The following is a 26,355-nucleotide window of genomic DNA, read 5'->3' on the forward strand; positions in this document are numbered from 1 at the left end:
CGGGGGGGGCCCCCCCGGCCCCCGCGGGCCCCCCCCCGGGGGGGGGGGCCCCCACCCCCCCCCCCCGGGGGGGGCCCGGGGGGGGCGGGGGGGCCCCCCCCGGGGGGGGCCCCCCGGGCGGCCACCGCTAGCCGGGGCAGCGGCTTGGGGGCCTGGCTGTACCGGCGCTTCGGCAGACCCTAGGCCCGGTTGCCGCTAGAAATAGCCCTTCGCGCCGTCGAGGAGCTCGCGGACGATGTCCGCGTGCCCCGCGTGTCGCCCCGTCTCCTCGACGAGGTGGATCAGCATCCAGCGGAGGTTGGCGCCGGCGGTGCGGTAGCCGGTGTGGCGGCCGACGTCGTCCAGGGAAGCCGCGGCGACGATCTCGTTGCTGCGGGCGCACTGGGCCTCGTACTCCGCGAGGAGCTCGGCGATCGGGCGGCCGTCGGTGTGCCAGTCGGCGTCCTCGCTCGACTCGTCGAACGCCGGGTTCTGCTTCTCGTCGCCGCCGAGGAACAGCACCTCCAGCCACAGGTGTTCGGTCCAGCGCATGTGGGAGATGAGGCCGGCCATCGTCATGGCCGGTGAGGTCGGGATGACCGGGCGGTGCGCGTCCTCGCCGTCCAGCCCCTCGCACTTCCAGCGCAGGATCTGCCGCTGCAGGTCCAGCCAGCCGATGAGCGCAGTCCGTTCGTCCGCTTGGAGCGGGGGGCGTTCCAGTTTCGATGCCATGTCGGCGCAGGCTACCGGCGCCGCCAGGAGAAGGCACCTGGATTTCCGGGCCGGCCCCTCATCCGGGCCTGCGCGAGATGACCATGAGGTATTCGCAGGGGGCGTCCGCCCGGTTGGCGAAGCCGTGGTCCGCGTCCGCCTGGAAGAACAGGGAGTCGCCCGCCTCCAGGGCCTCGCTGATCCCGCCGACCGCGACGGTGAGGGTGCCCCGGAGGACCACGATCTGCTTCTCGGTGCCCGGCGGGTAGGCGGGCAGTAGGCCGGTGGAGACCTGTGCGGGCAGGTGGTGGGCGACGATCTCGGAGCGCCCGGCGCCCGGGGCCGCCGAGACGATGTGCCGTTCGAAGCCGGTCTCCGGGTCGCGGAAGACGGGGCGGTCGGCCTTGCGCATCACGATGGCCGTGCCGGAGGCGGCGCCGGCCGGAGTGCCGATCAGGTCGGAGAGCGAGACGTCGAGGGCGTGGGCGATCCGGGAGGCGATGCCGATCGTCGGGCTCTTCTCGCCGCGTTCGACCTTGGACAGCATCGCCCGGCTGACCGAGGACCGCGTGGACAACTGCTCCAGCGTCAGGCCCGCCTCCTCGCGGTGCCGCCGGACGGTGGCGCCGAACGCGCCTGCCAGATCGTCACCGTGTTCCTGCTCGACCACCGTGCTCCTCGATCGATGGGGATTCCGCCGCCCACAGTGTAGGGTTTCTTCCATAGAAGACCTGATCTTCTATGGAAGACGACGGAGGGGGTTCCATGCGTCTCATCTCGACCGGCCGGCTCCACGCCACGTTCGACTTCGGCGGCCTACAGGTGGTCTCGCTGCGGGACGGGTACATCGACATGCCGCCGACCCGGCTCCGCGACGAGCACGGCTGCCCGCTGGAGCCGCTGCCGGCCGCGGTGCCGCTGGTCGGGGAGAACCTGCGGCTGGCGGTCAACGCGTTCTTCGTGACCGACGGCGCGCGGTCGGTGCTGATCGACACCGGCGCGTCCAATGCCTGGCACGACCCCACCATGGGGCTGATCTACGACGCGCTGGCCGAGGCGGGCGTCGACCGCGCGCGGATCACCGACGTGGCCATCACCCACCGGCACGAGGACCACGTGAGCGGCCTGATCGCGCCGGACGGGTCGGAGGCGTTCGCCGGGCTGGAGCGGGTGTGGATCGGTGCGGGGGACGCCTCGGTGTTCACCGGGCGCCTGGAGCCGATCCGCGACCGGGTGGTGCCCGTGTCGGGGGAGGTCGCGATCAACGACTGGACCACCGCGGTTCCGACGCCGGGACACACACCCGGGCACACCGTGTACGAGGTCAGGAGCGGCGGCGGCTGCCTCCTGGCCTGGGGCGACACGGTTCACGTTCCCGCGCTCCAGTTCGAAAAGCCCCGCGTCTCCTGGGAGTTCGACGGCGACCAGCCCCAGGCCCGGGCCGCACGGGCGGGCCTCCTGGAGCAACTGGTCCGGCCCGGCCACTTCGTGGCCGGCGCCCATCTCGACTCACCGGGCATCGCCCGGGTGGCGCGCTCCGGGGACGGGTACGCGCTGGAGTACCTCGCGCCGCCGATCGGCTGAGCCGGCCCGTTGGCGGTGAACTCCCCGGGGAGCGCCCTGCCGTGCCCGGCTGCTGCTCAGCTCCTGCGGCTGCTCAGGATGCAGAACTCGTTGCCCTCCGGGTCGAGGAGGGTCACCCAGTGCTGCTCGCCCTGCACGGTGTCGGCGCGCCGGGCGCCGAGGGCGAGCAGCCGGGCGACCTCGGCCTCCTGGTCGTCGGGGCGGAAGTCGGGGTGGAGCCGGTTCTTCGACGCCTTGCCCTCGGGGACGGGCACGAAGAGCAGTCCCGGCATCCGGTCCGGCTCGGGCCGGATCTCGATGATCTCCTCGGTCTCGTCGACCACGACCCAACCGAGAGCCTCGGCCCACCAGTGCCCGAGAGCGACGGGGTCGGCGGAGTCGACGATGATCTGTTCCCATTCCAGTGCCATGGGTCTGAGCATAGGCAGACCTGCGGCTTGGTCTCCAGGACGGGCGGGACCCACGATCGGCCGGGGCTTCTCGGGGAAGGCCGGGGAAGGAAGGCGGTGACGATGGGCAGGGGCACGGAGATGTGAACCGGTGGGCGAGTTGGTCGATTGCGGGGCGATCGGCGGGCTCGCCGGAGGCATCCGGTAGGCGGACGGATCCGGCACGCGCGGCCACGGAGCGTGTCCGCTCCCTTGAAGGGGTAGCCAAGTTGGCCGATCATCGGGCGATATGACGATGCCTCAGCCGCCGGACCCGAACTACCCGCCGCCGAACTACCCGCCCCCGAACTACCCGCCAGCGCCCGGGTACGCCCAGCCCGGATATCCGCCGCCCCCGAACTACGGCCCGCCCGGCTACCCGCCCACCGGCTACGCGCCGCAGCCCCGGTACGGCGGGATGCGGGCCAACGCGTTCATCGTGCTGATCCTCGCCGCCCTGGTGCTGGGCACGCTGGTGATGCCGTGGGCCGGGTACAGCGGCGAGAGCGGCGACCTGCAGTGGTCCGCCTCCGACTTCCTGAAGCACCCCGACCGGTTCGGCGACATCAAGTCCGCCGTCACGGGCATGGAGGTGATGCTCTGGGTGGGCCTGGGCCTGGTCGTGCTCTCGCTGCTGCGCCTGATCGCCCCGGCCGTCCGGCTCGGCTGGCTTGCGTTCACCGTCGCCCTGGCCCTGCTGATCGCGACCATCGCCACCGTGGCGAACTTCGCCCACGCACTCAGCCAGGGCGAGTACGCGCCGACCCTGCAGAGCGGCGCGGTGCTGTCCGTCGTCCTGGCGGTGCTCTGCGCGGTCGCCGCCGTCTTCGGGCCGGTCGCCCAGCGGCGGATATATCGCTGAACCCTTGGGGGTGCTCATGGCAAGATCGCGGATGTCCGAGTCCGTCCGCCCTGAGGAGTGCCCCCCGTGACGTCGATAGCCCTGGTGACCTGCAACGGTGCGCCGGACCAGGACCTGCCGCTGCTGCGGGAGGCGGTGGGCGCCGAGGTGGTGATCTGGGACGACCCGGCGGTGGCGTGGGAGCGGTTCGACCTGGTGGTGCTGCGGTCCACCTGGGACTACACCGCGCGGGCGGCGGAGTTCCTGGCGTGGACGGAGCGGTGCGCGGCCGTGACCCGGCTGGCCAACCCGGCGCAGGTGGTGCGCTGGAACGCCGACAAGCGGTACCTGGGTGAGCTGGCGGCCGCCGGGGTGCCGGTGGTGCCGACCCGGTACCTGGCGCCGGGGGAGGACGGGGTCGAGCTCCCCGCCGACCACGAGTTCGTGCTGAAGCCCGCCACCAGCGCCGGCGCCCGGCTGTCGGCGCGCTACCGGCCGGAGGAGCGGGAGCAGGCGCTCCGCCACCTGGCCCGGCTGCACGAGGAGGGGTACACGGCGCTGCTGCAGCCGTTCGTGCGGCGGATCGACAGCACCGGCGAGCGGGCCCTGGTGCACTGCGCGGGAACGTTCTCGCACGCCATCCGCAAGGGCAGCGTGCTGGAGCCCGGGGTGCGGTACGACGAGCAGAAGAACGCGCACCCGGGCGTGTCCCGCTGGGAGCCGACCGAGGCGGAACTGCGGGTGGCGCGGCAGGCGCTGGCCGCCGTGCCCGGCTCCCCGGAGCTGCTCTACGCCCGGGTCGACCTGGTGGACGGCGAGGACGGCGAGCCGCAGCTGATGGAGCTGGAGCTGATCGAGCCGCAGCTCTTCCTGACGGTGGACCAGGACGCGCTGTCGGTCTTCGCGACCGCGATCAGGAAGTCGGCGGAGTCGACGCGCTGAGCACCTCCGCCAGCCTTCGCGGCGGTGTCCACTCTTCTACTCTCCGTCAGACCGGTACCCGAGAACAAGACTGCAATTCTCCCCGGGGATTCGGGACCCTTGGTCTCCCAACGGGAGGGAGCCACCATGACCGGGACCTGGGATCCGCACGGCAGCCTGCGCCGGATGCTGTGGATCGGCGGCGCGCAGTGGGCCGGCAAGACCACGGTGTCCGAGCTGATCGCCCATCGGTACGGACTGACCGCCTACCACTACGACTACCACGACGCGCGCGGCCACGAGGACCGGCGGATCGCCCGCCGGGTCGCCCTCGGCGAGCCCGCCGCCGGGCCCACGCCGGAGCAGCGGTGGCTGAGCGGCACGCCGGAGGAGCTGGCCGCCGAGACGCTGGCCGGGTTCCCGGCGCGCTTCGCGTGGGTGCTCGACGACCTGCGGGCGCTGACCACCGGACGGCCCGCCCTCGCGGAGGGGTGGGGGCTGCGGCCGGAGCTGGTGCTGCCGCTGGTCGACTCGCCGCGCCGGATGGTGGTGCTGGTGCCGACCGAGGAGTTCCGCCGGGCCCGGCTGCGCGCCCTGCCTCGGGCCGGCGCGGTGCACGGCCCGGTGAGCGATCCGGCGCTGGCGCAGCGCAACCGGCTGGAGCGGGACCGGCTGGTCGGGCGGGACGCGGTGCTGCGGGCGCGGGAGCTGGGCGTGCGGGTGATCGAGGTGGACGGGAGCGCGGACGCGGAAGGGGTGGCGGGGATGGTCGCCGAGCACTTCGGGGAGTACCTGTGAGCTGGGAGGGGCTGTTCGAGGGGGAGCTGTCCGCCCTCGCGGTGCAGGGGTGGCTGATGGGGCTCGGGTACAACCGGGCGGCGCCGGCGCAGGTGCTGACCGCGCTGTTCGACGTCGGCCGGGCCGACTTCCTGATGCGGCGAACGGAGCTACCGGAGGGGGTGATGGATGCGGCGGCCGTGCACCCGCTGAAGAAGGTCTGGGGCAGCGCGGTGGACTCCTGCCGGTTGACGGAGGAACAGTGGGAGCGGTTGCTGACGGCCCGTGGGCGGCCGGCGCAGCTGGTGGAGCTGGCGGAGGAGCAGCGGGCTGCCAGGGGAAGGCCGCCGGGTGTGAGGGGGGTGGAGCAACCGCCGTCCCCGGAGGCCCGGCCGCCCGCGACGGCTGAGGAGCTGGCCGCGTTGGTGGCGGACGTGCCCGAGATCGACTCACGCGATCACACCCGTGCGCTCTGGTGGGTCGCCGCCCTGTTCGACGACCCGGAGGCGATGCGCCTGCTGGCCGCCTCCTCGAAGACCTGGGTCCGCCGCAGCGTCGCCCGTGCCCCGCACCTGCCGCGGGACGTGGCCGAGTTGCTGGGCCACGACGAGGACCGGACGGTGCGGCTCTTCCTCACCGAGTCCTGCGAGGACGCGCCGGCGGAGACCCTGCTCGAGGTCTGGAGCTGGTGGCAGGGCAGCCTCTCGTTCCCGGACCGGCCGCGCGGGCACCCCAACTTCCCGCGCGACGGTCTGCTCCGCTTCGCCGAGGACCCGCGGCCGCGGATGCGGGAGCTGGCGTTGGACGATCCGGAGTCGACGCCCGAGCTGGTGGAGCGGTTCGCCCGCGACCCGGCGGTCGAGGTGCGGCTGCGGGCCGCCGGGGATCCCCGGCTGTCGCCCGCCACGGCCGTGCGGCTGCTGGAGGACGAGGAGGAGAGCGTCCGGCGGCGGGCCCGGATGAATCCGGCGCTGCCGGTGGAGGTGCTGGTGGCGCAGCTGCGAGGGCCGCAGAGCGCGCGGGCGGCGGTGGAGAACCCCGCCATCCCGGTGGAGGTGATGACCCAGATGGTCATGAATATGATCATCCCGCGCACCTGACCATCCCAACGGGGGAGACCAGCATGATCGAGTTGTCCTCGGACCCCATGACCTGGGTGTTCACCGGAGACAGCATCACCCAGGCGGTGCTGCACACCCACGGTGAGCGCGGCTGGGTCGAGCACGTGCACGAGCGGATCCGCTGGCAGCTCGACCGGATCACCGACATCGTGGTCAACACCGGAGTCTCCGGCTGGCGGGCCCGCGATGTGGTGCCGCACTTCGACCACCTGATCGGGCGGTTCCAGCCCGACGTCGTGTCGATCTCGCTCGGCACCAACGACGCGCGGGCCGGGCGCGACGGGCTGGACGAGTTCCGGCAGTCGATGCGGGAGCTGGTGAAGCGCAGCGCCGGTGCCCAGCTGGTGCTGCACACCCCCGTACTGGTCAGCCAGGAGGGCAAGGCCGCGCGGGGTGCGATGCCCGCCTACTGCCAGGCGGTGCGCGAGCTGGCCGGGGAGACCGGTGCGCTGCTGGTGGACCACGAGGCCCACTGGCTGGCCGCCTTCCCAAAGTCCGACCCGATCCCGTGGCTGGACGACCCGGCGCACCCCAACGCCGTGGGCCACCGCAAGATGGCCGACCACACCCTGCGCGCCCTCGGCCTGGGCGAGCTGGACGAGCTCTAGGGTCTCAAGGCCTCAGGGCTGGACCAGGCCCGACTGGTAGGCCAGCACCACCAGCTGGGCCCGGTCCCGGGCGGCCAGCTTGGCCATCGCCCGGTTCACATGGGTCTTGGCGGTCAGCGGGGTGATGAAGAGCCGGTCGGCGATCTCCTCGTTGGAGAGGCCGGCCGCGACCAGGCCGACCACCTCCAGCTCACGGGCCGTCAGCACCGAGAGCTCGGCGGGCGGCCCGGCCGGGGCGGCCGGCTGCGAGAGGAACCGGGAGATCAGCGAGCGGGTCGCGGTCGGCGAGAGCAGTGCCTCGCCGCCCGCGACCACCCGGATCGCGCTCAGCAGCTCGCCCGGGTCGATGCCCTTGCCGAGGAACCCGCCCGCGCCCGCGCGCAGCGCCTCGGCCACGTGCTCGTCGTTCTCGAAGGTGGTCAGCACCAGCACCTTCACCGTGCCCAGCGCCGGGTCGGCGGTGATCTCCCGGGTGGCCGCGATGCCGTCCAGCTCCGGCATCCGGATGTCCATCAGCACCAGGTCCGGCCGCAGCGCCCGGGTCATCGCCACCGCCTGACGCCCCGTCCCGGCCTCGCCCACCACCTCCAGGTCGGGGGTGGAGTCGATCAGCAGCCGGAAGGTGCCGCGCAGCAGGGCCTGGTCGTCGGCGAGCAGCACGCGGATGGTCATCGGTCGGCCCCCAGGAGGTCGGTCACGGGTTCAGCTCTTGGGCCGCAGCGGGAGTTCGGCGTGCACCCGGAAGCCGCCGCCCGGGCGGGGTCCGGCCGTCAGGGTGCCGCCGGCCGAGCGCGCCCGCTCGTACATGCCGATCATGCCGTGGCCGGTGCCGGCCCCGCCACCGCGCCCGGTGCCGTCGTCGGTCACCGTCACCGCCAGCACCCCGCCGCCGTTGGCCAGCTCGACCAGGGCCGAGCCGGCGCCGGCGTGCTTGTGGGTGTTGGTCAGCGCCTCCTGGATGATCCGATAGGCCGTCAGCGCGGTGAGCTGGGCGGGTTCGGCGGGCGGGCCGTCCTGGCGCAGTTCGACCGCGAGCCCCGCGTGCCGGAAGGAGTCCAGCAGGGCCGGCAGCTCGGCCAGGCCCGGGGCGGGCTCGCGCGGCTCCTCGCCGTCGTCGCGCCCGCGCAGCAGGCCGACGGTGGCGCGCAGCTCGTCCAGCGCCGTCCGGCTGGTGTCCCGGATCCGCTCCAGCGCCTGGTAGGCGTGCTCCGGGTCACTGCCCATCAGGTGGTGGGCCACCCCGGCCTGGGCGTTCACCAGGGTGATGTGGTGGGCCACCACGTCGTGCAGCTCGCGGGCGATCCGGATCCGCTCCTCGGTGACCCGGCGCTGGGCCTCGGCCTCCTTGGTGCGCTCGGCCCGCTCGGCCCGTTCGCGGTAGGAGTCCAGCAGTTCGCGGCGGCTGCGGATGGCATCGCCGAGCGCCACCGCCGCCGAGCTCCAGCCGATCACGGCCAGGTTCTCCGGCAGCGGCGCCAGGCCGGGCCGGAAGACCAGCCCGGTGACCAGCAGGATGCCGGCCGCGCCCGCGCCGGTCCGCCAGGCCGTCTCCCGGTCGGTCTGCACGGCCACCGAGTAGAGCGCGAACATGGTGGCCGCGTTGGCGGGCGCGCCGGCCGGCCGGATCAGGTAGCTCAGCTCGGCCACCAGCACGCAGGCCGCCGCCACCGGGATCGGCCACCGGGAGCGCACGGTCAGCGGCAGCACCGAGAGCGCGGTCAGCAGCACGGTCACGGTGACCGACTTGTGCTGCTGGTAGGCGGAGGCCAGCGCGACCGGCAGCCCGATCAGCAGGCAGAGCAGTGCGACGGCGACGTCGGTCGCCCAGGTCCGGGCCCGCAGCCACCGCCGGCACTCCTCGATCATCGCCATCCTCCTACCGTAGGGCCGCGGGCTAGCGCACGGCCGCGAGCTCGCGGTCCGGCTGCTCCTCGTCGACCGGGTCGGGCTCACCCTCCACCGAGACGTGCGGCAGGAGCCGGTCCAGCCAGCCGGGCAGCCACCAGTTGGCCCGCCCGAACCGGTGCATCAGCGCCGGGACCAGCACCAGCCGGACCAGCAGCACGTCCACCAGCACCGCCACCGCCAGGCCGAGGCCGAACTCGGCGATCATGCGCTGGCCGCCGAAGACGAAGCTGGCGAAGACGGAGCCCATGATCACCGCCGCGGCCGTGATCACCAGTCCGGTCTCGCCGTGGCCGACCCGGACCGAGCGGTGGTTGTCGCCGGTGCGGTGCCACTCCTCGTGCATCCGGCTGATCAGGAAGACCTGGTAGTCCATCGAGAGGCCGAAGAGGATCGCGATGATCATCGTCGGCGCGAAGGCCTCCACCGGTCCGGCCGCGCCCGCGCCCAGCGCCTCCGAGCCCCAGCCCCACTGGAAGACCGCGACGATCACGCCGAAGGCCGTGCCCATGGTGAGCAGGTTCATCACCGCGCCGAGCAGCGGCACCAGCAGGCTGCGGAAGGCGATCATCATCAGCAGGCAGCCCAGGCCGACGATGATGCCGACGAAGAGCGGCAGCTTGGAGGTGAGCACCTGGGCGAAGTCCGCCGAGATCGCCGTCGTCCCGCCGACCAGCACCTTCAGCCCGGTGCCCTGCTCGGCCTGCGGGATCACGTCGTGGCGCAGGTGGTCGATCAGCGCGGAGGTCTGCGCGGACTGCGGGGAGGTGGTCGGGACGACCGTCACCGGGATCACCGGCTGGCCGGGCTGGGCCGGCATCTCGGCGACCCGGGCCACGCCCGGGGTGCTGCGCAGCTCGGTGACCAGGTGGTCCAGGGCCGCCTTGTCCTGCGCCTGGTCTGCGCCGGTCTGCGCGACCAGCAGCAGCGGGCCGTTGGAGCCCGGGCCGAAGCCCTCGGCCAGCAGGTCGTAGGCCTGCCGGGTGGTGCTGGTCCTGGGGTTGTTGCCCGCGTCCGAGGTGCCCAGGCGCAGCGAGGCGACCGGCGCGGCCACCGCGGCGATCAGCGCCAGCGCGACCACCGCCTTGCCCAGTGGCTTGGCCTCCAGCCGCTGTGCCCAGCGGGTGAAGAAGTCCCCGCGGGCGGCGGCCCGCGGCCGCCTGCCGGCCAGTTCGGCGCGCTGGCGGCGGCTCAGCACCCGGTGCTTCAGCAGCCCGAGCAGGGCGGGCAGCAGGGTGACCGCGGCGAGCACGGTGAGCGCCACGGTGACGGCGGCGCCGATCGCCATGCCGTTGAGGAAGCCGATGCCCAGCACCAGCATGCCGAGCAGGGCGACCACCACGGTCAGGCCGGCGAAGACCACGGCCCGCCCGGAGGTGTTCAGCGCCCGGACCACCGACTCCTCGACGCTCAGCCCGGCCATCAGCCCCTTGCGGTGCCGGTTGACCACGAAGAGCGCGTAGTCGATGCCGACCCCGAGGCCGACCAGCATGGCCAGCGTCGGCGCGGTGTCGGCCAGGCTGATCCCGTGGCTGAGCAGGCCGATGCTGAGCACACCGGCGCCCACCCCGGCCACGCCGGTGAGGATCGGCAGCACGGCCGCCCAGACCGAGCGGAAGATCAGCAGCAGGATGACCAGCGCGGCCACCACGCCGACCAGCTCGCTGGTGCCGCCCATGTGCCGCTCGGAGTTGGCGATCGCCTGGCCGCCCAGTTGGACGTCGAGCGAGGAGCCGCGGGCCTGCTCGGCCAGCTTGACCACCTTGTCCACGTCGCCCGCGGCCACGTGCTGGGCGTCCTGGGTGAAGGCCACCGAGGCGTAGGCGGTGCTGCCGTCCTTGCTGATCTGCGCGGCGCCGTGCGGGCCGTACGGGCTGGTGACGGAGGACACACCCGGGCTGTGCGCGATGGCGTCCAGGGTCTGCGTCATCCGCTCCTTGACCGCCGGGTCGGTGACCGGGCCCGCGGTGCTGTGCCAGACCACGGTGTCCGAGTCGCCCGCGGCCGCCGGCATGCTCGACTTCAGCAGGTCCAGGGCCTTGCTGGAGTCGGTGGCGGGCAGCGTCAGGCTGTTGCTGTACGCGGTGCCGAGACTCCCGGAGACGGCGCCGAGGCCGAGCAGCAGCCCGAGCCAGAGCAGCACGGTGACGACCCGGTGCCGGTGGCACCAGCGGGCAAGGACGGACATCTGACCTCCAGGATCCAGGTTCCGTCCCAGCCTGTCCGCCGCGGCCCGTCCCGTCGTCCGCCGTCCGCAGACTCCTGACCTGCTGCGTTCGCAGTACGCCGGGCCGCCGCGTACCGCGGGCGCGGACCCGCTGCCGCCCGCTGTCGGTGCGGCCGGGCAGACTGGGCCCCATGGTGCGCAGGAGCGAGAACCCGACCGCCGACGAGCTGAAGGCAGCCTGCCTGGAACTCACCGGTGCCGAGGAGACCTTCCCGTTCGGTCCGGAGACCTCGGTCTTCAAGGTCGGCGGCAAGGTGTTCGCGATCAGCGCGCTGGACGGGGAGCCGCTGCGGATCAGCCTGAAGTGCGATCCGGACCTGGCGGTGCGGCTGCGCGCCGACTATCCGGCGATCACCGGCGGCTGGCACCTCAACAAGCGGCACTGGAACACCGTGCTGCTGGACGGCTCGGTGCCGCGCCGGCTGGTGGACGAGATGATCGAGGACTCCTACGACCTGATCGTGGCCAAGCTGCCGCGCCGTCAGCAGCTGGCGCTGGACTGGCCGGGGCTGCGCGCCGGGAGCCAGCCGGGCTGACGGCCGGTCAGGCCTGGCGGGGCCGGGGCCGGCTCCGCCACTCGCCGGAGCCGAGCGGCAGCCAGCCGGCGCCGTCGCAGCCGGTGCAGTGCTCCGGCAGGTGGTAGCTACCGGTGGTGAGGGTGCCGTCCTCCTGGCGGCGCACGCCGCCGGTGGCGCGGTGCCGCACGCCGCCCAGGCAGCACGGGCAGAGCAGCCGGAACTGGAGGAAGCCGGGCGGTCGGTGGCGCGGGCTCTGGTCGGGCATCTGCTCCTCCGGCGCTCTGGTGCTCGGATCGTACCCGTCGATCGATGAGTATCACGGGCGGATGTCCGGCGGGCGGCCGGAGGCCGTGGATCGAGCGAACCTGCGCGGGATCGACGCATTCGGATCCCCGTGCGTCGGAAACCGACGGGGTTTCAGTCGGCGGCGGCCGCCCGGGTGCGGGCCAGGCGCTCCTCCAGGCCGTCCAGTACCAGCTCCAGGCCGAAGCGGAACCGGGCCTCCATCGCCGGGCCGCTGATCGCGTCGGCCATCGCCACCAGGTTGGGGAAGGTCTCCGCGGGCAGGCCGCGCAGCTGTTCGCCCGCCGCGGCGGCGATCTCGCCGCGGCCGGTGCCGGTGGTCTCGGCGGCCGCCAGCGGGGCCTGCTCCTGGAGCACCATGCCCTGGACGTAGCTGCTCAGGGTGTAGGTGGCGAGCGCCGCGTCCTCGGGGGTGAAGCCCGCCTCGCGCAGCCGGTCCAGCTGCTCCTCCAGCAGCCGCAGCACGTTGGGCCCGAGCACGAAGCGGCCGCCGACCACCTTGGCCGCGTCCCGGACCGAGAGCAGCAGGCGGCGGTGGATCAGGCAGTACTCGCGGAACTGGTCCCGCCAGGGGCCCTCGCGCGGCGGCGGCTCGGCGCCGGTCAGCAGCTCGTCGGTCAGCAGGTCGAGCAGCTCCTCCTTGTTGCGCACGTGCCAGTAGAGCGAGGCCGCCTTGACGTCCAGCTCCGCCGCCACCCGGCGCATGGAGAGGCCGGCGAGGCCCTCCCGCTCCAGCACCCGCCGGGCGGCCCGGGCGATCGCCGCCCTGGTCAGAGCCCCATCCATCGGCACCTCCAGCACCCGTCGAGAAGAACGCACTTGCCAATCTAACAGTGTTAGGTGCACGCTGGGCGCGCCGAATCCGGACTAACACCGTTAGGGAACCCCGATGGACCTGCCCGCCGGGCGCCGCCGAGCCGTGCTCGCCTGCCTCTGCGCCACGATGTTCATGGCGATGCTGGACAACGTCATCGTCAACAACGCGCTGCCGCGGATCGGCGGCGACCTGCACGCCGGGGTCAGCAGCCTGCAGTGGGTGGTGGAGGGCTACAGCCTGGTCTACGCCGCCCTGCTGCTCACCGGCGGCAGCCTCGGCGACCGGTTCGGGCGGACCCGGACCTACCTGGCCGGCCTGGCCCTGTTCACCGCCGGCTCGGCCGCCGCCGGCCTGGCCGGCGGCATCGGCGAACTGGTCGCCGCGCGCGGGCTGCAGGGCGTCGGCGCCGCACTGCTCACGCCCGGCAGCCTGGCCATCCTGCGGCACGTCTTCACCGACGAGCGGGAGCGGGCCAGGGCGATCGGCACCTGGTCCAGCGTCTCCGCGCTCGGCCTGGCCGCCGGGCCGGTGATCGGCGGCCCGATCGTGCAGCACGTCGGCTGGGCCGGGGTGTTCTGGGTGAACGTGCCGATCGGCCTGCTCGCGCTGCCGTTCGCCGCCCGGGCGCTGCCCCGCATCCCGGGCCGGGAGCGCCGGCTCGACCTGCCCGGGCAGCTGCTCTCCGCGCTCGGCACCGGCGGACTGGTCTACGCGCTGGTGGAGGGCCCGGCCCGGGGCTGGACCGACACCCGGGTGCTGGCCGGCGCGGTGCTCGCGGTGCTCGGCCTGGCCGCCTTCGCGCTGGTCGAACTGCGCACCGCCGAGCCGATGCTCGACCTGCGGCTGGTCCGTGACCCGGTGCTCGGCGGGGCCTGCCTGAGCGGGTTCATGGTCAGCTTCGGGGTGTTCGGCGCCGCCTTCTTCCTGCCGCTGCTGATGCAGGGCGTGATGGGCTGGAGCCCGTCCGCCGCCGGCATCGCCGGGCTGCCCAACACCGTGATGATCGTGCTCGCCGCCCCCGTCGCCTCCGCCGTGACCACCCGGTTCGGCCCGCGCGCCGCGATCGTCACCGGGCTGGCGCTCACCGCCACCGCGCTCGGCGGCCTGTCGCTCTACGACGGCCACGCGCACTACCCCGCCTACCTGTGGGTGCTGCTGGTGCTCGGCCTCGGCATGGGCCTGACCTTCACGCCCGTCTCGATCGCCGTGCTGCGCCGGGTGGAACCGCAGCAGGCCGGGATGGCCTCCGCCACCATCAACACGCTGCGCGAGCTGGGCGGGGTGGTCGGGGTGGCCGCGCTCGGCGCGGTGCTCAGCAGCCGGATGACGACGGTGCTGACCGGCGGGCTGGACCGGCTCGGCGGCACGCCCCGGCAGGCCGCCGAGATCTCCCGGGCCTTCACCGGCGGGGCCGGCGCCGCCCTGCCCGGGCCGGTCCGGGCCGCCGCCACCGGCGCCTTCGTCGACGGGCTGCACCTGGCGCTGCGCTGCGGCTCGGCGGCGCTCGCGGTGGCCGCCGTGCTGGTCGCGGTGCTGCTGCGGCCGGCCCCCGCGGCGCCCGCCGGCGCGCCCGCCGACCCGCGCCGCGCGCCTGCCGCGACCCGCTGACCGGACCCCGCGGATCCCGGCCGAACCGGTGAGCGCGCTGGTCAGCCGGGGTCCGTGCCAGCAGCCGAACACCCGCTCGGTAGCATGGGCGCATTGCCTGGCTACCCTCGAAAGATGAACTTGTGACTGTCAACGAAGACGTGTTCACGAACTGGATGCACCGCGAGGAGATCGCGGAGTCGATGATCCCGATCATCGGGAAGCTGCACCGCGAGCGGGACGTGAACGTTCTGCTGCACAGCCGCTCCCTGGTGAACAAGTCGGTGGTCAGCATCCTGAAGACCCACCGCTTCGCCCGCCAGATCGACGGCGAGGAGCTGTCGGTCACCGAGACCATGCCCTACCTGCAGGCGCTCACCGCGCTGGACCTGGGCCCCTCGCAGATCGACCTCGCGCTGCTCGCCGCCGGCCACAAGGCCGACGAGCGCGGCCTGAGCGTCGCCGAGTACACCGCCGAGGCGGTGGCCGGTGCCACCGGTGCCAACAAGCTGGAGCGCGGCGGCGCCCGCGACGTGGTGCTCTACGGCTTCGGCCGGATCGGCCGGCTGCTCACCCGCCTGCTGATCGAGAAGGCCGGCTCCGGCAACGGCCTGCGGCTGCGGGCCATCGTGGTCCGCCGCAGCGGTGACGAGGACCTGGTCAAGCGCGCCTCGCTGCTGCGCCGGGACTCCATCCACGGCCAGTTCCAGGGCACCATCACGGTGGACGAGGCCAACAACAAGATCATCGCCAATGGCAACGAGATCACCGTGATCTACTCCGACGACCCGTCGACGGTGGACTACACCGCCTACGGCATCAAGGACGCGATCCTGATCGACAACACCGGGCGCTGGCGGGACCGTGCGGGTCTCTCCAAGCACCTGCGCCCCGGCATCGCCAAGGTCGTGCTGACCGCCCCGGGCAAGGGCGACGTGCCGAACATCGTGCACGGTGTCAACCACGAGGACGTCAAGCCGGACGAGCAGATCATCTCCTGCGCCTCCTGCACCACCAACGCGATCGTGCCGCCGCTGAAGGCGATGGCCGACGAGTACGGCGTGCTGCGCGGCCACGTGGAGACCGTCCACTCGTTCACCAACGACCAGAACCTGCTGGACAACTTCCACAAGGCCGACCGCCGCGGCCGCTCGGCCCCGCTGAACATGGTGATCACCGAGACCGGTGCCGCCTCGGCCGTGGCCAAGGCGCTGCCGGACCTCAAGGCGAAGATCACCGGCAGCTCGATCCGGGTGCCGGTGCCGGACGTCTCGATCGCCATCCTCAACCTGCAGCTGGCCCGCGAGACCAACCGCGACGAGGTACTGGAGTACCTGCGCGAGGTGTCGCTGACCTCGCCGCTGCGCCGGCAGATCGACTTCACCAGCGCGCCGGACGCGGTCTCCAACGACTTCATCGGCTCGCGCCACGCCTCGATCGTGGACGCCGGGGCGACCAAGGTCGAGGGCGACAACGCGATCCTCTACCTGTGGTACGACAACGAGTTCGGATACTCGTGCCAGGTGATCCGGGTCGTGCAGCACGTCTCCGGCGTGGAGTACCCGACCTTCCCGGCGCCGGCCGTCTGATCCGGACGCCGCGCTGCCGGACCGGGCGGTCCCCCTTCGCGGGGGCCGCCCGGTCCGTTTTCAGTTGAGCGCCATCAGCAGGAGGACGAGGAGCGTGCCCAGGGCGGCGAAGAGGGCGATGGCGAGCCAGCGCTGATCGCGCTCCGGGGGCTGGTGGGGCTTCAGCGGCTGGAAGGACGGGGCCTGGAAGGCGGGGACGGGCTTGCCAGCGGGCTCGTCGGCGGGTTCTTCAACGGGCTCCTCGGCGGGCTCGACGGGCGCGGGCCCGAGGTCGCGGAGGTCGCGGAGGAGCTGCTGCCAGAGCACGGGCGGGAGGTCCGGGGGAGCGACGCCCGGCGGGGTGTCGAGGACCAGGCGCTCGAGCAGGGCGCGGGTGTGCGCGGAGCCGTGGCGGGCCAGCTCGTGCAGCAGCCCGGACAGGCCCGGCTGCTGGGCCGGATCGCGGACCAGCGGGGAGACCGCCCAGTCGAAGAGCCAGGCCGCGCGCAGCGCGTCGTCCTCGTCGGGCAGGTCCAGGCGGAGGTAGAGCCGGTGCCGCAGCAGGTGGGCGCAGAGCTCGGCGGCGAGCCGGTCGCTGCGGGGGCGGGTGTGCAGCACGGTGAGCGCGTCCCAGGCGGCGTGGGCGTCCCCGCCGGCGGCCAGCACGGTGTCCAGCAGGCCGCGCTCGACCGGGGGCTCCGGGGCCGGCCGGTGCTGGGCGGTGGCCTGCAGCCGGTGGGCGAGGGCGTCCAGACGGTCCGTCAGCGGGGCGTCGGCGGTGCCCGGGCAGTGGGCCAGCACCAGGCCCTCGGTGCCGTCCGGCAGCCGGTCCAGGAAGCGGGCGACCAGGGCGGCGGCCAGCTCGTCGGCGCGCTCGCCGGCCGGCGCGGCCAGGTCGACCAGGTGCGCGGCGCCGCCGGGCGGCTCCGGCACCGCCGTCACCCAGAGCCGCGGGGCGGTGTCATAGGTGGCGAAACTCCAGAACCTGTTCAGCCAGTTGAAGGTGATCCCGCGCAGGCCGAAGGCGACCAGGGCGGTCGGGTTCCGCTCGGGCCAGTCGGGGAGCGAGCTGCCGAGCAGGGCCAGCGGGCGGCGCGGGTCGGTCAGCAGGGCGGCGGTGGCGGCGGCCAGCACCGGCTCGACGGCGCGGAGTTCGTCCTCGCCGGGGAGCTGGCGGCGGGCCGCCTCGCGCAGTTCGCCGACCGGCACGGCGGTCAGCCGGCCGGTCGCGCGGGCGGCGAAGTCGCGACCGCGCAGGGTCAGTTCGTGCAGGCTGACGCAGGTGCCCATGCTCAGCGCGGCGACCGGGCCGATCAGCGCGTGGCTGATCGTGCCCGGGTGCCCGTCGGGGTCGAGCGCGGGCCAGCGCTGGATCAGGGCCGCCGCGCCGGAGGCGGTCCGGCAGCGGACCAGGCTCGGCTGCCGCCCGCCGTCCTCCGCGCGCAGCAGCGGGGTGAGCTGACGGGCCAGCAGCTCGGCGTCCTCCCGGTGGAAGGAGGCGGCCGCCGGTATCAGGTCACCGCCCTGCCGGCGGAAGACCACCTGATCGACCAGACCGGGATCCTCGCCGAGCCGCCGGCCGTGGTTCATCCGTCCCCCTCCTCCGCCCGGGATCGTCAGCAGAGGGTTCAATACCCGCTGTGCGCACACTCGTTCGCGATTTCGGCGGACGAATCGGTGATCGGATCGCCGAATAGCGGACCTGGAGCGCCGCACCCGTGTACGCTGACCGGCGTCCTCGGTTGTCAGGGGGGCGTCACCCGGGGCGGCGGAGACAGGTCCGGCCCCAGCACAGCCGAGAGCCGTGAGGGGCCGGTGCGAGTGGGAGCGGTGGGGCCGGCGCGGTCAGGCGCAGTCCGGGCAGAGTCCGCGGTAGGTGACCTCCACGGCGGAGACGGTGAAGCCGAACCGCTCCTCCGCCGGCAGGTGCGCCATCGGGTCGCCCGCCGGGTGCACGTCGCGGATGGTGCCGCAGCCCGAGCAGACCAGGTGGTGGTGCGGCCGGTGCGCGTTGGGGTCGTAGCGCCGCGCGCGGCCGTCGGTGGAGACCTCTATGACCTCGCCGAGCGAGACCAGCTCGCCCAGGGTGTTGTACACGGTGGCGCGGGAGATCTCCGGCAGCAGCTGTGCGGCCCGGGCGTGGACCTCGTCGGCGGTGAGGTGCACGTGGTCGCCGTCGAGCACCTCTGCGACGACGCGCCGCTGCGAGGTCAGTCGCCAGCCGCGCCCGCGCAGTCGCTCCAGCAGGTCGCTCATCTCAGTTCACCTATTCAGCCGCAGAGAGGTTCCGGAAATTTTAACAGCGAGTGTCCGAGCTCCGATCGGCTCCGGTACTGGTGTTCTTCTTGACTTGGACTCTGTCCATCGTAGGATCGGTTCCAGCGATAGCCAAGGGGTAGAGCGCCGTCGGTGCGGCCCAGGCGGTGAGCCGACCGCACCGGCACAGAGGAAGACAGAGGAAGGACTCCCATGTCTGAGAACCATGAAGCGAATGCTGCCGAGGGCCGTTGCCCGGTCGTGCACGGCCGAGCGGCCCACCCGACCCAGGGCGGCGGGAACAGCCAGTGGTGGCCGGACCGCCTGAACCTGAAGATCCTCGCCAAGAACCCCGCGGTGGCCAACCCGCTCGGCGCCGACTTCGACTACCGGGCCGCGTTCAACGCGCTGGACCTGCCGGCCGTCAAGCGGGACATCGCCGAGCTGCTGACCAGCTCGCAGGAGTGGTGGCCGGCCGACTACGGCAACTACGGCCCGCTGATGATCCGGATGGCCTGGCACAGCGCCGGCACCTACCGGATCAGCGACGGCCGCGGCGGCGCCGGCGCCGGCCAGCAGCGGTTCGCCCCGCTGAACAGCTGGCCGGACAACGCCAGCCTGGACAAGGCGCGCCGCCTGCTCTGGCCGGTGAAGAAGAAGTACGGCCAGAACCTCTCCTGGGCCGACCTGCTGATCCTGGCCGGCAACGTGGCGCTGGAGGAGATGGGCTTCGAGACCTTCGGCTTCGCCGGCGGCCGCGAGGACGTCTGGGAGTCGGAGGAGGACGTCTACTGGGGTCCCGAGACCACCTGGCTCGGCGACGAGCGCTACACCGGCGACCGCGAGCTGGAGAGCCCGCTCGGCGCCGTGCAGATGGGCCTCATCTACGTCAACCCGGAGGGCCCCAACGGCAACCCGGACCCGCTGGCGGCCGCCCGCGACATCCGCGAGACCTTCCACCGGATGGCGATGAACGACGAGGAGACCGTCGCGCTGATCGCCGGCGGCCACACCTTCGGCAAGACCCACGGCGCCGGCCCGGCGGACAACGTCGGCGCGGCCCCCGAGGGCGCGCCGCTGGAGGAGCAGGGCCTGGGCTGGAAGAGCGGCTTCGGCACCGGCAAGGGCGCCGACGCGATCACCAGCGGCCTGGAGGGCGCCTGGACCCCGACCCCGGTCGCCTGGGACAACAGCTTCTTCGAGACCCTGTTCGGCTACGAGTGGGAGCTCACCAAGAGCCCGGCCGGCGCCCACCAGTGGAAGCCGAAGGGCGGCGCCGGCGAGGGCACCGTGCCGGACGCCTTCGACCCGGCCAAGACCCACACGCCGATCATGCTCACCACCGACCTCTCGCTGCGGATCGACCCCGCCTACGAGGTCATCTCGCGCCGGTTCCTGGAGCACCCCGACCAGTTCGCGGACGCCTTCGCCCGCGCCTGGTACAAGCTGACCCACCGTGACATGGGCCCGATCGCCCGCTACCTCGGCCCCGAGGTCCCGAGCGAGGTGCTGCTCTGGCAGGACCCGATCCCGGCCACCACCCACCAGCTGGTGGACGCGGCGGACGTCGCGGACCTCAAGGCGCGGATCGCCGCCTCCGGTCTGAGCGTCGCGCAGCTGGTCTCCACCGCCTGGGCCGCCGCCTCCTCGTTCCGCGGCAGCGACAAGCGCGGCGGCGCCAACGGTGCGCGACTGCGGCTGCAGCCGCAGGCCGGCTGGGAGGTCAACGAGCCCGACGCGCTGGCCGTCGTGCTGCGGGCGCTCGAGGGCGTCCAGCAGGCCTTCAACTCGGCTCAGGCCGGGGACAAGCAGGTCTCGCTGGCCGACGTGATCGTGCTGGCCGGCGGCGTCGGCGTGGAGCAGGCCGCCAAGGCGGCCGGCTTCGAGGTCGAGGTGCCGTTCCACCCGGGCCGCGGCGACGCGACCCAGGAGCAGACCGACGTCGAGTCCTTCGCGGCGCTGGAGCCGACCGCGGACGGCTTCCGCAACTACCTCGGCAAGGGCAACCGCCTGCCGGCCGAGTACCTGCTGCTGGACAAGGCCAACCTGCTCACCCTGAGCGCCCCGGAGCTGACCGTGCTGGTCGGCGGCCTGCGGGTGCTGGGCGCCAACCACGGCGGTTCGGCGCACGGTGTCTTCACCGAGACCCCGGGCGTGCTGACCAACGACTTCTACGTCAACCTGCTCGACCTGGACACCACCTGGTCGCCCACCTCGGCCGACTCCACCACCTTCGAGGGCCGCGACGCCAGTGGCGCCGTGAAGTGGACCGGCACCCGGGCCGACCTGGTGTTCGGCTCCAACTCGGAGCTGCGCGCGCTGGCCGAGGTCTACGCGAGCGACGACGCCAAGGAGAAGTTCGTCACCGAGTTCGTGGCCGCCTGGACCAAGGTGATGGAGCTGGACCGGTTCGACCTGGTCTGATCCCCGCCCCTGGCAGCTGCCGGGCCGGCTCCCGTTCGCGGGGGCCGGCCCGGTCGGTTTTCTCATGACGGCGGCTCAGGCGAGCCGGCGCCGGACCGCCCGGGTCGCGGCGCGGACGGTGGCCGCCGCCGCGATGCCGAGCAGCGCGCCCGCCAGCACGTCGCCCGGGTAGTGCACGCCGGTGTGCACCCGGGAGCAGCCGACCGCCGTGGCCAGCAGCGAGAGCGGCAGCGCCGTGCTCGGCAGCTCCCCGCCGACCGCGGAGGCGAAGGCCACCGCGGCGGCGGTGTGGCCGGAGGGGAAGGAGGCGGAGCCGGGCATCGGCACGTGCCGGCCGGGGAACGGCGCGTCGGCGGGCCGCAGCGGCCGGGGCCGGCTGACCAGCTGCTTGCCGACCAGATTGGCCGTGAACGAGGCCAGGGCGAGGGAGGCCACCCCCTGCACGGCCGCCCGGCGGGGGCGGCCGGGCCGGACGGCGAGCAGGCCGGCGACGGTGAGCGAGATCTTGGAGTGGTTGGCGGCGGCCGAGAGCCGGCGCATGCCGACGTCCAGCGCCGGGGTGGGGGTGACGGTGACGACCTGGTAGACCGCCCGGTCCAGGGCGTCCAGGTCAGTGCTTAGCCGGGTCATGCGGGGCCTCTCCGTGGATGGCCAGGCGGACGATCTGCCGCCAGCGGACGGGCGGGGGAGCGGTGGCGGCGGCGCCCGGGCGGTGCCGGGGGACCCGGACCCGCAGGGCGGCGGGGCGGATCCGGCAGCGCACGGGGGTGGGCAGGGTCAGCGCCTCGCCGTCGACGGCCACCGGGAGCTCCGGCTGATCGGCCGTCACCTCCACCTGGCGGACCGTGAGGGCGTCGAGGCCGCGGGCCTGGGTGCCGAGCAGGGCGAGCCGGGCGGCGTCGGCGGCGCTCGCCACGGTGATCGCGAGCAGGCCGAGGGTGCCGCCGTCCAGCCGGGGGCGGCGGGCGCCGCCGAGCGGGTCGTCGGCGCCCGCGTAGGGGTTGTTGCTGACCAGCAGGGCCTGGGGCGCCGTCAGGGTGGTGCCGTCGGCGCTGGCCCGCAGGCCGGAGCCGTCGCCGATCAGACCCGGCAGCTCGGCGAGGGCGGTGCCGGCCTTGGCCTCGCGGTACTCGGGGCTCTGCACGATCGCCGCGTAGAGGCCGAAGGAGACGGTGTTCACGAACGGGCGGCCGGCCACCTCACCGAGGTCCACCAGCAGCTCCACGCCGTCGGTGAGGGCGTCCAGGCAGCGGGCGGGGTCGGCGCGGTCCAGGCCGAGGTCCATGGCGAAGTGGTTGCGGGTGCCGGCCGAGACGACCAGGAAGGGCAGGCCGTGCTCGGCGGCCACGGCGGCGACCAGCGCCTGGGTGCCGTCGCCGCCGGCCACGCCGAGCAGGTCGGCGCCGTCGGCGACGGCCTGGCGGGCGAGCGCATCGACGTCGGTGGGGCGGGCCGGGTCCAGGAGGTGCACCTGGGCGCCGAGGGCGCGGGCGCGGTCGGCGAGGCCGAACTTCTCGACCTTTCCGCCGCCGGACTCGGGGTTCATGATCAGCACCGGGCGGCGCGGCGGCGGGGTCTCGCGCGGGGCCATCGGGCGGGGGCGGGGGAGCCGGCGCACGGCCAGTCGGGCGCAGGCGAGCGCGAGCGCCCAGAGGGCGAGCACGGCGACGGCGAAGACCCACAGGCCGGTGAGGATGTAGAGCGCCAGCACGGCGGCGGGGGCGCCGACGGCGAGGACGGCGCCGCCGAACCGCTGGAGGCCGTGGCGGCTGACGGCCCACCAGACGCCGGCGGCGCCGAGCGCGAGGCCGAGGATGCCGATCAGCAGGGCGAGGACACTGCCGTAGCCGGCGGCGGCGAGCACCAGGAGGACGGCGGCGAGCACCGCGACGAGGGCCAACTGCGCCCAGCGGCGGGCCTGGTGGGTCGCCCCGCTGCCGCTCTCTGCGCGCATCCGCCCTCGCTCGGTGGTCGATCGGCCGTCCGGTCGATGCTCGCGCCGGTGGGCGGGGGCGGCAAACGGGGGTGGGCCGGGCGGGTGAGGGGGAGGGGCCGCCGGGGCGGCGGTCGCCTGGTGGACGGGCGTTGACGGGGTCCGTTCGGGTGACGTACGTTCGAGAACATGGCGCGTCCCCTCCGGCTCATCGTCCGAGGCCACATCGACTTGCTGCGAGTGGCCTCCGCGGCGTGTCCGCTGCCGCTGCCGCGCGGCTGACGCACTGCCAGTTCCTCCCGCACTCCGACGGCCCCCTCGACGGGCCCGGGCTGCGCTTCCACCAGCACGGCCGGTCCGCCCCGTTCGCCGGGGCGGAGCCTGCCGTGACGACCTGCCAGGAGAGCCGCCGCGATGACCTCGCGCCCCGCCGACACCTCTGTCGCCATCGACCCGCTGTTCGCCGAGCGCTGGAGCCCGCGGTCCTTCGACCCCGCGCACCAGCTCTCGGAGCTGGAGTTCGCCCAGCTGCTGGAGGCCGGGCGCTGGGCGCCCTCGGCCCGCAACCTGCAGCCCTGGCGGTTCCTGGTCGGCCGGCGCGGCGATGCCGCGTTCAAGCTGCTGTTCGACGCGCTGATGCCCGGCAACCAGCTCTGGGCGGGCAGCGCCTCGCTGCTCTTCGCCGGGGTGGCCGAGGAGTCTGCCCACCCCGGCGCCGCCTACGACCTCGGGCTGGCCGTCGCGCAGATCACCCTGCAGGCGCACGCCCTCGGCCTGCACGCCCACCAGATGGGCGGCTTCGACGCGGCGGCCGTCCGGGCCTCGTTCGGCGTGCCGGAGGGCTTCCGGCCGGTGTCGGTGGTCGCGATCGGCGCCGCCGCCCCGGCCGAGCTGCTGACCGACGAGGGGCTGCGCGAGCGCGAGGGCGCCGCCCGTGAGCGGCGCGAGCTCGGCGCGAGCTTCTTCGCCGAGTCCTGGGGCCAGCCCGCTATCTGACGGCACATCAGGTCATCTGGCGCAGCGTCGGATCCGAGACAGGGAAGGAGGTGCAGGGGTGAGGCGGTCCGCGCAGCATGCGCAGGTGCCGAGCCGCGGGGTGCTGTTGCACTCGCGGCCGGTCATCGACTTGGTGCGGGTTGCCGCCGGGCTCTGTCAGGACTGATCTCCGCGCCGCCCGGTCCCCCGACCCGGCGGCTCCGCACCGCAGATCAGGAAGGAACCCGCACGTGTCCGTGAACGACGCACCCCTGCACCTCGCCGCCGCCCTGGACGGGGCCGGCTGGCACCCCGCCGCCTGGCGCGAACCCACCTCCCGGCCCGGCGAGTTGTTCACCGCCCGGTACTGGGCCGACCAGGTCGCCGAGGCCGAGGCCGGCCTGCTCGACTTCGTCACCCTGGAGGACGCGCTCGGCCCGCAGTCCTCGCACTTCTTCCGGCTCGACGAGCGCACCGACCAGGTGCGCGGCCGGCTCGACGCCGTGCTCACCGCCGCCCGGGTGGCCCCGCTGACCCGGCGGATCGGCCTGGTGCCGACCGTGGTCTCCACCCACACCGAGCCGTTCCACGTCTCCAAGGCGATCGCCACCCTGGACTACGTCAGCAAGGGCCGGGCCGGGCTGCGGATCCAGATCACCGCCCGCTACCACGAGAACGGGCACTTCGGCCGGCGCACCCTGCCGCCCTTCAACCCCGACCACCTGTGGGACATCGAGGGCGAGGGCGTACGGGAGCTGAGCGAGGAACTGTTCGGCGAGGCGGCCGACCACGTGGAGGTGCAGCGCCGGCTCTGGGACAGCTGGGAGGACGACGCGGTGATCCGCGACGCCGCCACCGGCCGGTTCGTGGACCGCGCCAAGCTGCACTACATCGACTTCGAGGGGCCGCACTTCAGCGTCCGCGGCCCCGCCATCACGCCGCGCCCGCCGCAGGGCCAGCCGCTGGTCACCGCGCTCGCGCACTCCACCATCCCGTACCGCCTGGTGGCCAAGGCCACCGACCTGGGCTACGTCACCCCCTTCTCGCCCGAGGAGGCCCGGGAGACCGTCGCCGAGGTGCGCGGCTACCGGGAGGCGGGCGAGCGGGCCGGCGAACCGCTGCACCTGTTCGGGGAGTTCACCGTGGTGCTGGGCGCCAGCGCGGGCGCCGCCGCCGACCGGCTGGCCCGGCTGGACGAGCTGGCCGGCCAGGCCTACACCAGCGACGCCCCGGTCTTCACCGGCACCCCGGCCGAACTCGCCGACCTGCTGCTGGCCTACCGGGCGGCCGGGCTCTCCGGCTTCCGGCTGCGCCCGGCCGTGCAGAGCGTGGACCTGCCCGCGATCACCCGCGGCCTGGTGCCCGAGCTGCAGCAGCGCGGCGCCTTCCGCCGCGGCTACGAAGCCGACACCCTGCGCGGCCACCTGGGCCTGGACCGGCCCGCCAGCCGCTACGCCGCCGCCTGAGCCGGAGAGGACGCACCGAGCAATGAGCAAGCCCCGCAAGCAGATCCACCTCGCCGCGCACTTCCCCGGTGTCAACAACACCACCGTCTGGAGCGACCCGGCCGCCGGCAGCCAGATCGAGTTCGACTCCTTCGCGCACTTCGCCCGGACCGCCGAACGCGCCAAGTTCGACTTCCTCTTCCTGGCCGAAGGCCTGCGGCTGCGCGAACAGGGCGGCGAGATCTACGACCTGGACGTGGTCGGCCGCCCCGACACCTTCACCGTGCTGGCCGCGCTGGCCGCCGTCACCGAGCGGATCGGCCTGACCGGCACCATCAACTCCACCTTCAACGAACCCTACGAGGTGGCACGGCAGTTCGCCTCGCTGGACCACCTCTCGGCGGGCCGGGCGGCGTGGAACGTGGTGACCTCCTGGGACGCCTTCACCGGGGAGAACTTCCGCCGCGGCGGCTTCCTGGCGCAGGACCGGCGGTACGCCCGGGCCCAGGAGTTCCTGGCCACCGCGCACGAGCTGTTCGACTCCTGGAGCGCGGGCGCGGTGGTCGCCGACCGGGCGAGCGGCACCTTCGTCCGGGAGGGCACCGAGGGCGCCTTCCGGCACCAGGGCGAGGAGTTCGACATCGCCGGGCGGTTCAACGTGCCGCGCGGTCCGCAGGGCCGGCCGGTGATCTTCCAGGCCGGCGACTCCGACCAGGGCCGGGAGTTCGCGGCCGCCAGCGCCGATGCCATCTTCGGCCGGCACGGCACCCTGACGGAGGGCCAGGCCTTCTACCGGGACGTCAAGTCGAGGCTGGCCAAGTACGGCCGGCGCGAGGACCAGCTGCTGATCCTGCCCGCCGCCACCTTCGTGCTCGGCGACACCGACGAGGAGGCCGCCGAGCTGGCCCGCGAGGTACGCCGGCAGCAGGTCAGCGGCGCCACCGCGCTGCGGCACCTGGAGTTCGTCTGGAACCGCGACCTGTCCGGCTACGACCCGGACGGGCCGCTGCCGGAGATCGACCCGGACCCCGGCGAGCACACCGTGGCCCAGGGCCGTGCCCAGGTGCGGATGTACCGGGACCCGCTGGCCACCGCCCGGGAGTGGCGGGAGCTGGCGGCGAAGAACAACTGGTCGATCCGGCAGCTGGTGATCGAGACCGGCAACCGGCAGACCTTCGTCGGCTCGCCCGCCACCGTGGCCGAGAGCATCGACGCCCTGGTGCAGGCCGACGCCTCGGACGGCTTCATCCTGGTGCCGCACCTGGTCCCGGCCGGGCTGGACCGGTTCGCCGACCAGGTGGTGCCGCTGCTGCAGGAGCGCGGGGTGTTCCGCACCGACTACCAGGGGACGACGCTGCGCGAGCACCTCGGGCTCGACCACCCCGACGCCTGAACCGACGCCCGGCCCGAAGCCCGGCGCCGCGGCG

Annotated in this window: 25 protein-coding genes; 13 read left to right on the forward strand and 12 right to left on the reverse strand. The window is 73.8% G+C overall.

Going from position 1 to position 26,355, the window contains the following annotated elements; translation table 11 throughout:
- Positions 1–195: 195 nt before the first annotated feature.
- Together ACFYNO_RS28450 and ACFYNO_RS28455 are read right to left on the reverse strand one after the other, a co-directional pair.
- Entirely contained in the window at positions 196–711 is a 516-nt protein-coding gene (locus ACFYNO_RS28450) for a DinB family protein (RefSeq protein WP_388018561.1), read from the reverse strand.
- A 58-nt stretch (positions 712–769) separates the two neighbouring features.
- A complete protein-coding gene (locus ACFYNO_RS28455; RefSeq protein ID WP_388018564.1) occupies positions 770–1,360 on the reverse strand; it encodes a helix-turn-helix domain-containing protein in 591 nt (196 codons plus the stop codon).
- 95 nt (positions 1,361–1,455) lie between these two features.
- On the opposite strand from ACFYNO_RS28455, the gene ACFYNO_RS28460 reads away from it, so the two are divergent.
- Positions 1,456–2,274 (forward strand): MBL fold metallo-hydrolase, encoded by an 819-nt coding sequence (locus ACFYNO_RS28460; protein ID WP_388018567.1) that lies wholly within the window; start codon positions 1,456–1,458, stop codon positions 2,272–2,274.
- Between the two features lie 56 nt (positions 2,275–2,330).
- On the opposite strand, the gene ACFYNO_RS28465 is transcribed toward ACFYNO_RS28460, so the two are convergent.
- Positions 2,331–2,684: a VOC family protein gene (locus ACFYNO_RS28465; RefSeq protein ID WP_388018570.1), complete on the reverse strand. Its 354-nt coding sequence runs from the start codon at positions 2,682–2,684 to the stop codon at positions 2,331–2,333.
- Between the two features lie 268 nt (positions 2,685–2,952).
- Between ACFYNO_RS28465 and ACFYNO_RS28470 the strand changes: the two genes are divergently transcribed.
- The 5 genes from ACFYNO_RS28470 (at position 2,953) to ACFYNO_RS28490 (ending at position 6,970) form a co-directional block, all read left to right on the forward strand.
- On the forward strand, positions 2,953–3,564 hold the full coding sequence (locus ACFYNO_RS28470; protein WP_388018573.1) for a hypothetical protein: 612 nt from the start codon (positions 2,953–2,955) through the stop codon (positions 3,562–3,564).
- Positions 3,565–3,630: 66 nt separating this feature from the next.
- Positions 3,631–4,485: a RimK family alpha-L-glutamate ligase gene (locus ACFYNO_RS28475; RefSeq protein WP_388018576.1), complete on the forward strand. Its 855-nt coding sequence runs from the start codon at positions 3,631–3,633 to the stop codon at positions 4,483–4,485.
- A gap of 126 nt (positions 4,486–4,611) precedes the next feature.
- On the forward strand, positions 4,612–5,262 hold the full coding sequence (locus tag ACFYNO_RS28480; RefSeq protein ID WP_388018579.1) for a hypothetical protein: 651 nt from the start codon (positions 4,612–4,614) through the stop codon (positions 5,260–5,262).
- Positions 5,259–6,341, forward strand: coding sequence for a hypothetical protein (locus tag ACFYNO_RS28485; RefSeq protein ID WP_388018582.1), 1,083 nt, complete (start codon positions 5,259–5,261; stop codon positions 6,339–6,341). Before ACFYNO_RS28480 ends, ACFYNO_RS28485 begins: the two co-directional genes overlap by 4 nt.
- Before the next feature lie 23 nt (positions 6,342–6,364).
- Positions 6,365–6,970: an SGNH/GDSL hydrolase family protein gene (locus ACFYNO_RS28490; RefSeq protein WP_388018585.1), complete on the forward strand. Its 606-nt coding sequence runs from the start codon at positions 6,365–6,367 to the stop codon at positions 6,968–6,970.
- A gap of 12 nt (positions 6,971–6,982) precedes the next feature.
- On the opposite strand, the gene ACFYNO_RS28495 is transcribed toward ACFYNO_RS28490, so the two are convergent.
- Genes ACFYNO_RS28495 through ACFYNO_RS28505 form a run of 3 tightly spaced genes read right to left on the reverse strand, consistent with a single transcriptional unit; the run spans position 6,983 to position 11,063 of the window.
- Positions 6,983–7,642 carry a response regulator gene (locus ACFYNO_RS28495; RefSeq protein WP_388018588.1) on the reverse strand — a complete coding sequence of 220 codons (660 nt, stop codon included), beginning with the start codon at positions 7,640–7,642 and terminating at the stop codon, positions 6,983–6,985.
- Positions 7,643–7,672: 30 nt separating this feature from the next.
- On the reverse strand, positions 7,673–8,842 hold the full coding sequence (locus tag ACFYNO_RS28500; RefSeq protein WP_388018591.1) for a sensor histidine kinase: 1,170 nt from the start codon (positions 8,840–8,842) through the stop codon (positions 7,673–7,675).
- A 22-nt stretch (positions 8,843–8,864) separates the two neighbouring features.
- Entirely contained in the window at positions 8,865–11,063 is a 2,199-nt protein-coding gene (locus tag ACFYNO_RS28505) for an MMPL family transporter (RefSeq protein WP_388018594.1), read from the reverse strand.
- A 170-nt stretch (positions 11,064–11,233) separates the two neighbouring features.
- On the opposite strand from ACFYNO_RS28505, the gene ACFYNO_RS28510 reads away from it, so the two are divergent.
- A complete protein-coding gene (locus tag ACFYNO_RS28510) occupies positions 11,234–11,638 on the forward strand; it encodes an MmcQ/YjbR family DNA-binding protein (protein WP_388018597.1) in 405 nt (134 codons plus the stop codon).
- 7 nt (positions 11,639–11,645) lie between these two features.
- Here ACFYNO_RS28510 and ACFYNO_RS28515 read toward each other — a convergent pair whose 3' ends face one another.
- Positions 11,646–11,885 carry a hypothetical protein gene (locus ACFYNO_RS28515; RefSeq protein ID WP_388018600.1) on the reverse strand — a complete coding sequence of 80 codons (240 nt, stop codon included), beginning with the start codon at positions 11,883–11,885 and terminating at the stop codon, positions 11,646–11,648.
- Positions 11,886–12,037: 152 nt separating this feature from the next.
- Positions 12,038–12,709 carry a TetR/AcrR family transcriptional regulator C-terminal domain-containing protein gene (locus ACFYNO_RS28520; protein ID WP_388018603.1) on the reverse strand — a complete coding sequence of 224 codons (672 nt, stop codon included), beginning with the start codon at positions 12,707–12,709 and terminating at the stop codon, positions 12,038–12,040.
- Between the two features lie 103 nt (positions 12,710–12,812).
- On the opposite strand from ACFYNO_RS28520, the gene ACFYNO_RS28525 reads away from it, so the two are divergent.
- Entirely contained in the window at positions 12,813–14,348 is a 1,536-nt protein-coding gene (locus ACFYNO_RS28525; protein ID WP_388018606.1) for an MFS transporter, read from the forward strand.
- 122 nt (positions 14,349–14,470) lie between these two features.
- The gene (locus ACFYNO_RS28530) at positions 14,471–15,916 is read left to right on the forward strand and encodes a glyceraldehyde-3-phosphate dehydrogenase (RefSeq protein ID WP_388018609.1); all 1,446 of its coding nucleotides are present in this window, start codon (positions 14,471–14,473) and stop codon (positions 15,914–15,916) included.
- Between the two features lie 60 nt (positions 15,917–15,976).
- On the opposite strand, the gene ACFYNO_RS28535 is transcribed toward ACFYNO_RS28530, so the two are convergent.
- Positions 15,977–17,485, reverse strand: a complete 1,509-nt coding sequence (locus tag ACFYNO_RS28535) for a hypothetical protein (protein ID WP_388018612.1) — start codon at positions 17,483–17,485, stop codon at positions 15,977–15,979.
- Positions 17,486–17,740: 255 nt separating this feature from the next.
- Positions 17,741–18,151 carry a Fur family transcriptional regulator gene (locus ACFYNO_RS28540; RefSeq protein ID WP_388018615.1) on the reverse strand — a complete coding sequence of 137 codons (411 nt, stop codon included), beginning with the start codon at positions 18,149–18,151 and terminating at the stop codon, positions 17,741–17,743.
- 213 nt (positions 18,152–18,364) lie between these two features.
- Here ACFYNO_RS28540 and katG point away from each other — a divergent pair, with 213 nt between their 5' ends.
- Positions 18,365–20,575 (forward strand): catalase/peroxidase HPI, encoded by a 2,211-nt coding sequence (katG, locus tag ACFYNO_RS28545; RefSeq protein ID WP_388018618.1) that lies wholly within the window; start codon positions 18,365–18,367, stop codon positions 20,573–20,575.
- A 75-nt stretch (positions 20,576–20,650) separates the two neighbouring features.
- Here katG and ACFYNO_RS28550 read toward each other — a convergent pair whose 3' ends face one another.
- Positions 20,651–21,205 carry a phosphatase PAP2 family protein gene (locus ACFYNO_RS28550; protein ID WP_388018621.1) on the reverse strand — a complete coding sequence of 185 codons (555 nt, stop codon included), beginning with the start codon at positions 21,203–21,205 and terminating at the stop codon, positions 20,651–20,653.
- Positions 21,186–22,529, reverse strand: coding sequence for a diacylglycerol/lipid kinase family protein (locus ACFYNO_RS28555; RefSeq protein WP_388018624.1), 1,344 nt, complete (start codon positions 22,527–22,529; stop codon positions 21,186–21,188). The genes ACFYNO_RS28550 and ACFYNO_RS28555 overlap by 20 nt, the downstream gene beginning before the upstream one ends.
- Before the next feature lie 393 nt (positions 22,530–22,922).
- On the opposite strand from ACFYNO_RS28555, the gene ACFYNO_RS28560 reads away from it, so the two are divergent.
- From ACFYNO_RS28560 to ACFYNO_RS28570, 3 genes are all read left to right on the forward strand, one after another.
- The gene (locus ACFYNO_RS28560) at positions 22,923–23,504 is read left to right on the forward strand and encodes a nitroreductase family protein (RefSeq protein ID WP_388018627.1); all 582 of its coding nucleotides are present in this window, start codon (positions 22,923–22,925) and stop codon (positions 23,502–23,504) included.
- A 236-nt stretch (positions 23,505–23,740) separates the two neighbouring features.
- Positions 23,741–24,949, forward strand: coding sequence for an LLM class flavin-dependent oxidoreductase (locus ACFYNO_RS28565; protein WP_388018838.1), 1,209 nt, complete (start codon positions 23,741–23,743; stop codon positions 24,947–24,949).
- Positions 24,950–24,971: 22 nt separating this feature from the next.
- A complete protein-coding gene (locus ACFYNO_RS28570) occupies positions 24,972–26,321 on the forward strand; it encodes an NtaA/DmoA family FMN-dependent monooxygenase (protein ID WP_388018631.1) in 1,350 nt (449 codons plus the stop codon).
- Positions 26,322–26,355: the final 34 nt, after the last annotated feature.

Origin of the sequence: Kitasatospora sp. NPDC006697 (assembly GCF_042869935.1) — a bacterium.
Taxonomy (GTDB): domain Bacteria; phylum Actinomycetota; class Actinomycetes; order Streptomycetales; family Streptomycetaceae; genus Kitasatospora.

Coding starts and splice junctions, on each gene's coding strand:
- ACFYNO_RS28460 (WP_388018567.1), top strand. CDS start 1,456: ATGCGTCTCATCTCGACCGGCCGGCTCCACGCCACGTTCGACTTCGGC.
- ACFYNO_RS28505 (WP_388018594.1), bottom strand. CDS start 11,063: ATGTCCGTCCTTGCCCGCTGGTGCCACCGGCACCGGGTCGTCACCGTG.
- ACFYNO_RS28550 (WP_388018621.1), bottom strand. CDS start 21,205: ATGACCCGGCTAAGCACTGACCTGGACGCCCTGGACCGGGCGGTCTAC.
- ACFYNO_RS28490 (WP_388018585.1), top strand. CDS start 6,365: ATGATCGAGTTGTCCTCGGACCCCATGACCTGGGTGTTCACCGGAGAC.
- ACFYNO_RS28450 (WP_388018561.1), bottom strand. CDS start 711: ATGGCATCGAAACTGGAACGCCCCCCGCTCCAAGCGGACGAACGGACT.
- ACFYNO_RS28525 (WP_388018606.1), top strand. CDS start 12,813: ATGGACCTGCCCGCCGGGCGCCGCCGAGCCGTGCTCGCCTGCCTCTGC.
- ACFYNO_RS28470 (WP_388018573.1), top strand. CDS start 2,953: ATGACGATGCCTCAGCCGCCGGACCCGAACTACCCGCCGCCGAACTAC.
- ACFYNO_RS28555 (WP_388018624.1), bottom strand. CDS start 22,529: ATGCGCGCAGAGAGCGGCAGCGGGGCGACCCACCAGGCCCGCCGCTGG.
- ACFYNO_RS28570 (WP_388018631.1), top strand. CDS start 24,972: ATGAGCAAGCCCCGCAAGCAGATCCACCTCGCCGCGCACTTCCCCGGT.
- ACFYNO_RS28540 (WP_388018615.1), bottom strand. CDS start 18,151: ATGAGCGACCTGCTGGAGCGACTGCGCGGGCGCGGCTGGCGACTGACC.
- ACFYNO_RS28495 (WP_388018588.1), bottom strand. CDS start 7,642: ATGACCATCCGCGTGCTGCTCGCCGACGACCAGGCCCTGCTGCGCGGC.
- ACFYNO_RS28520 (WP_388018603.1), bottom strand. CDS start 12,709: ATGGATGGGGCTCTGACCAGGGCGGCGATCGCCCGGGCCGCCCGGCGG.
- ACFYNO_RS28500 (WP_388018591.1), bottom strand. CDS start 8,842: ATGGCGATGATCGAGGAGTGCCGGCGGTGGCTGCGGGCCCGGACCTGG.
- ACFYNO_RS28510 (WP_388018597.1), top strand. CDS start 11,234: ATGGTGCGCAGGAGCGAGAACCCGACCGCCGACGAGCTGAAGGCAGCC.
- ACFYNO_RS28535 (WP_388018612.1), bottom strand. CDS start 17,485: ATGAACCACGGCCGGCGGCTCGGCGAGGATCCCGGTCTGGTCGATCAG.
- ACFYNO_RS28465 (WP_388018570.1), bottom strand. CDS start 2,684: ATGGCACTGGAATGGGAACAGATCATCGTCGACTCCGCCGACCCCGTC.
- ACFYNO_RS28480 (WP_388018579.1), top strand. CDS start 4,612: ATGACCGGGACCTGGGATCCGCACGGCAGCCTGCGCCGGATGCTGTGG.
- katG (WP_388018618.1), top strand. CDS start 18,365: ATGTCTGAGAACCATGAAGCGAATGCTGCCGAGGGCCGTTGCCCGGTC.
- ACFYNO_RS28515 (WP_388018600.1), bottom strand. CDS start 11,885: ATGCCCGACCAGAGCCCGCGCCACCGACCGCCCGGCTTCCTCCAGTTC.
- ACFYNO_RS28560 (WP_388018627.1), top strand. CDS start 22,923: ATGACCTCGCGCCCCGCCGACACCTCTGTCGCCATCGACCCGCTGTTC.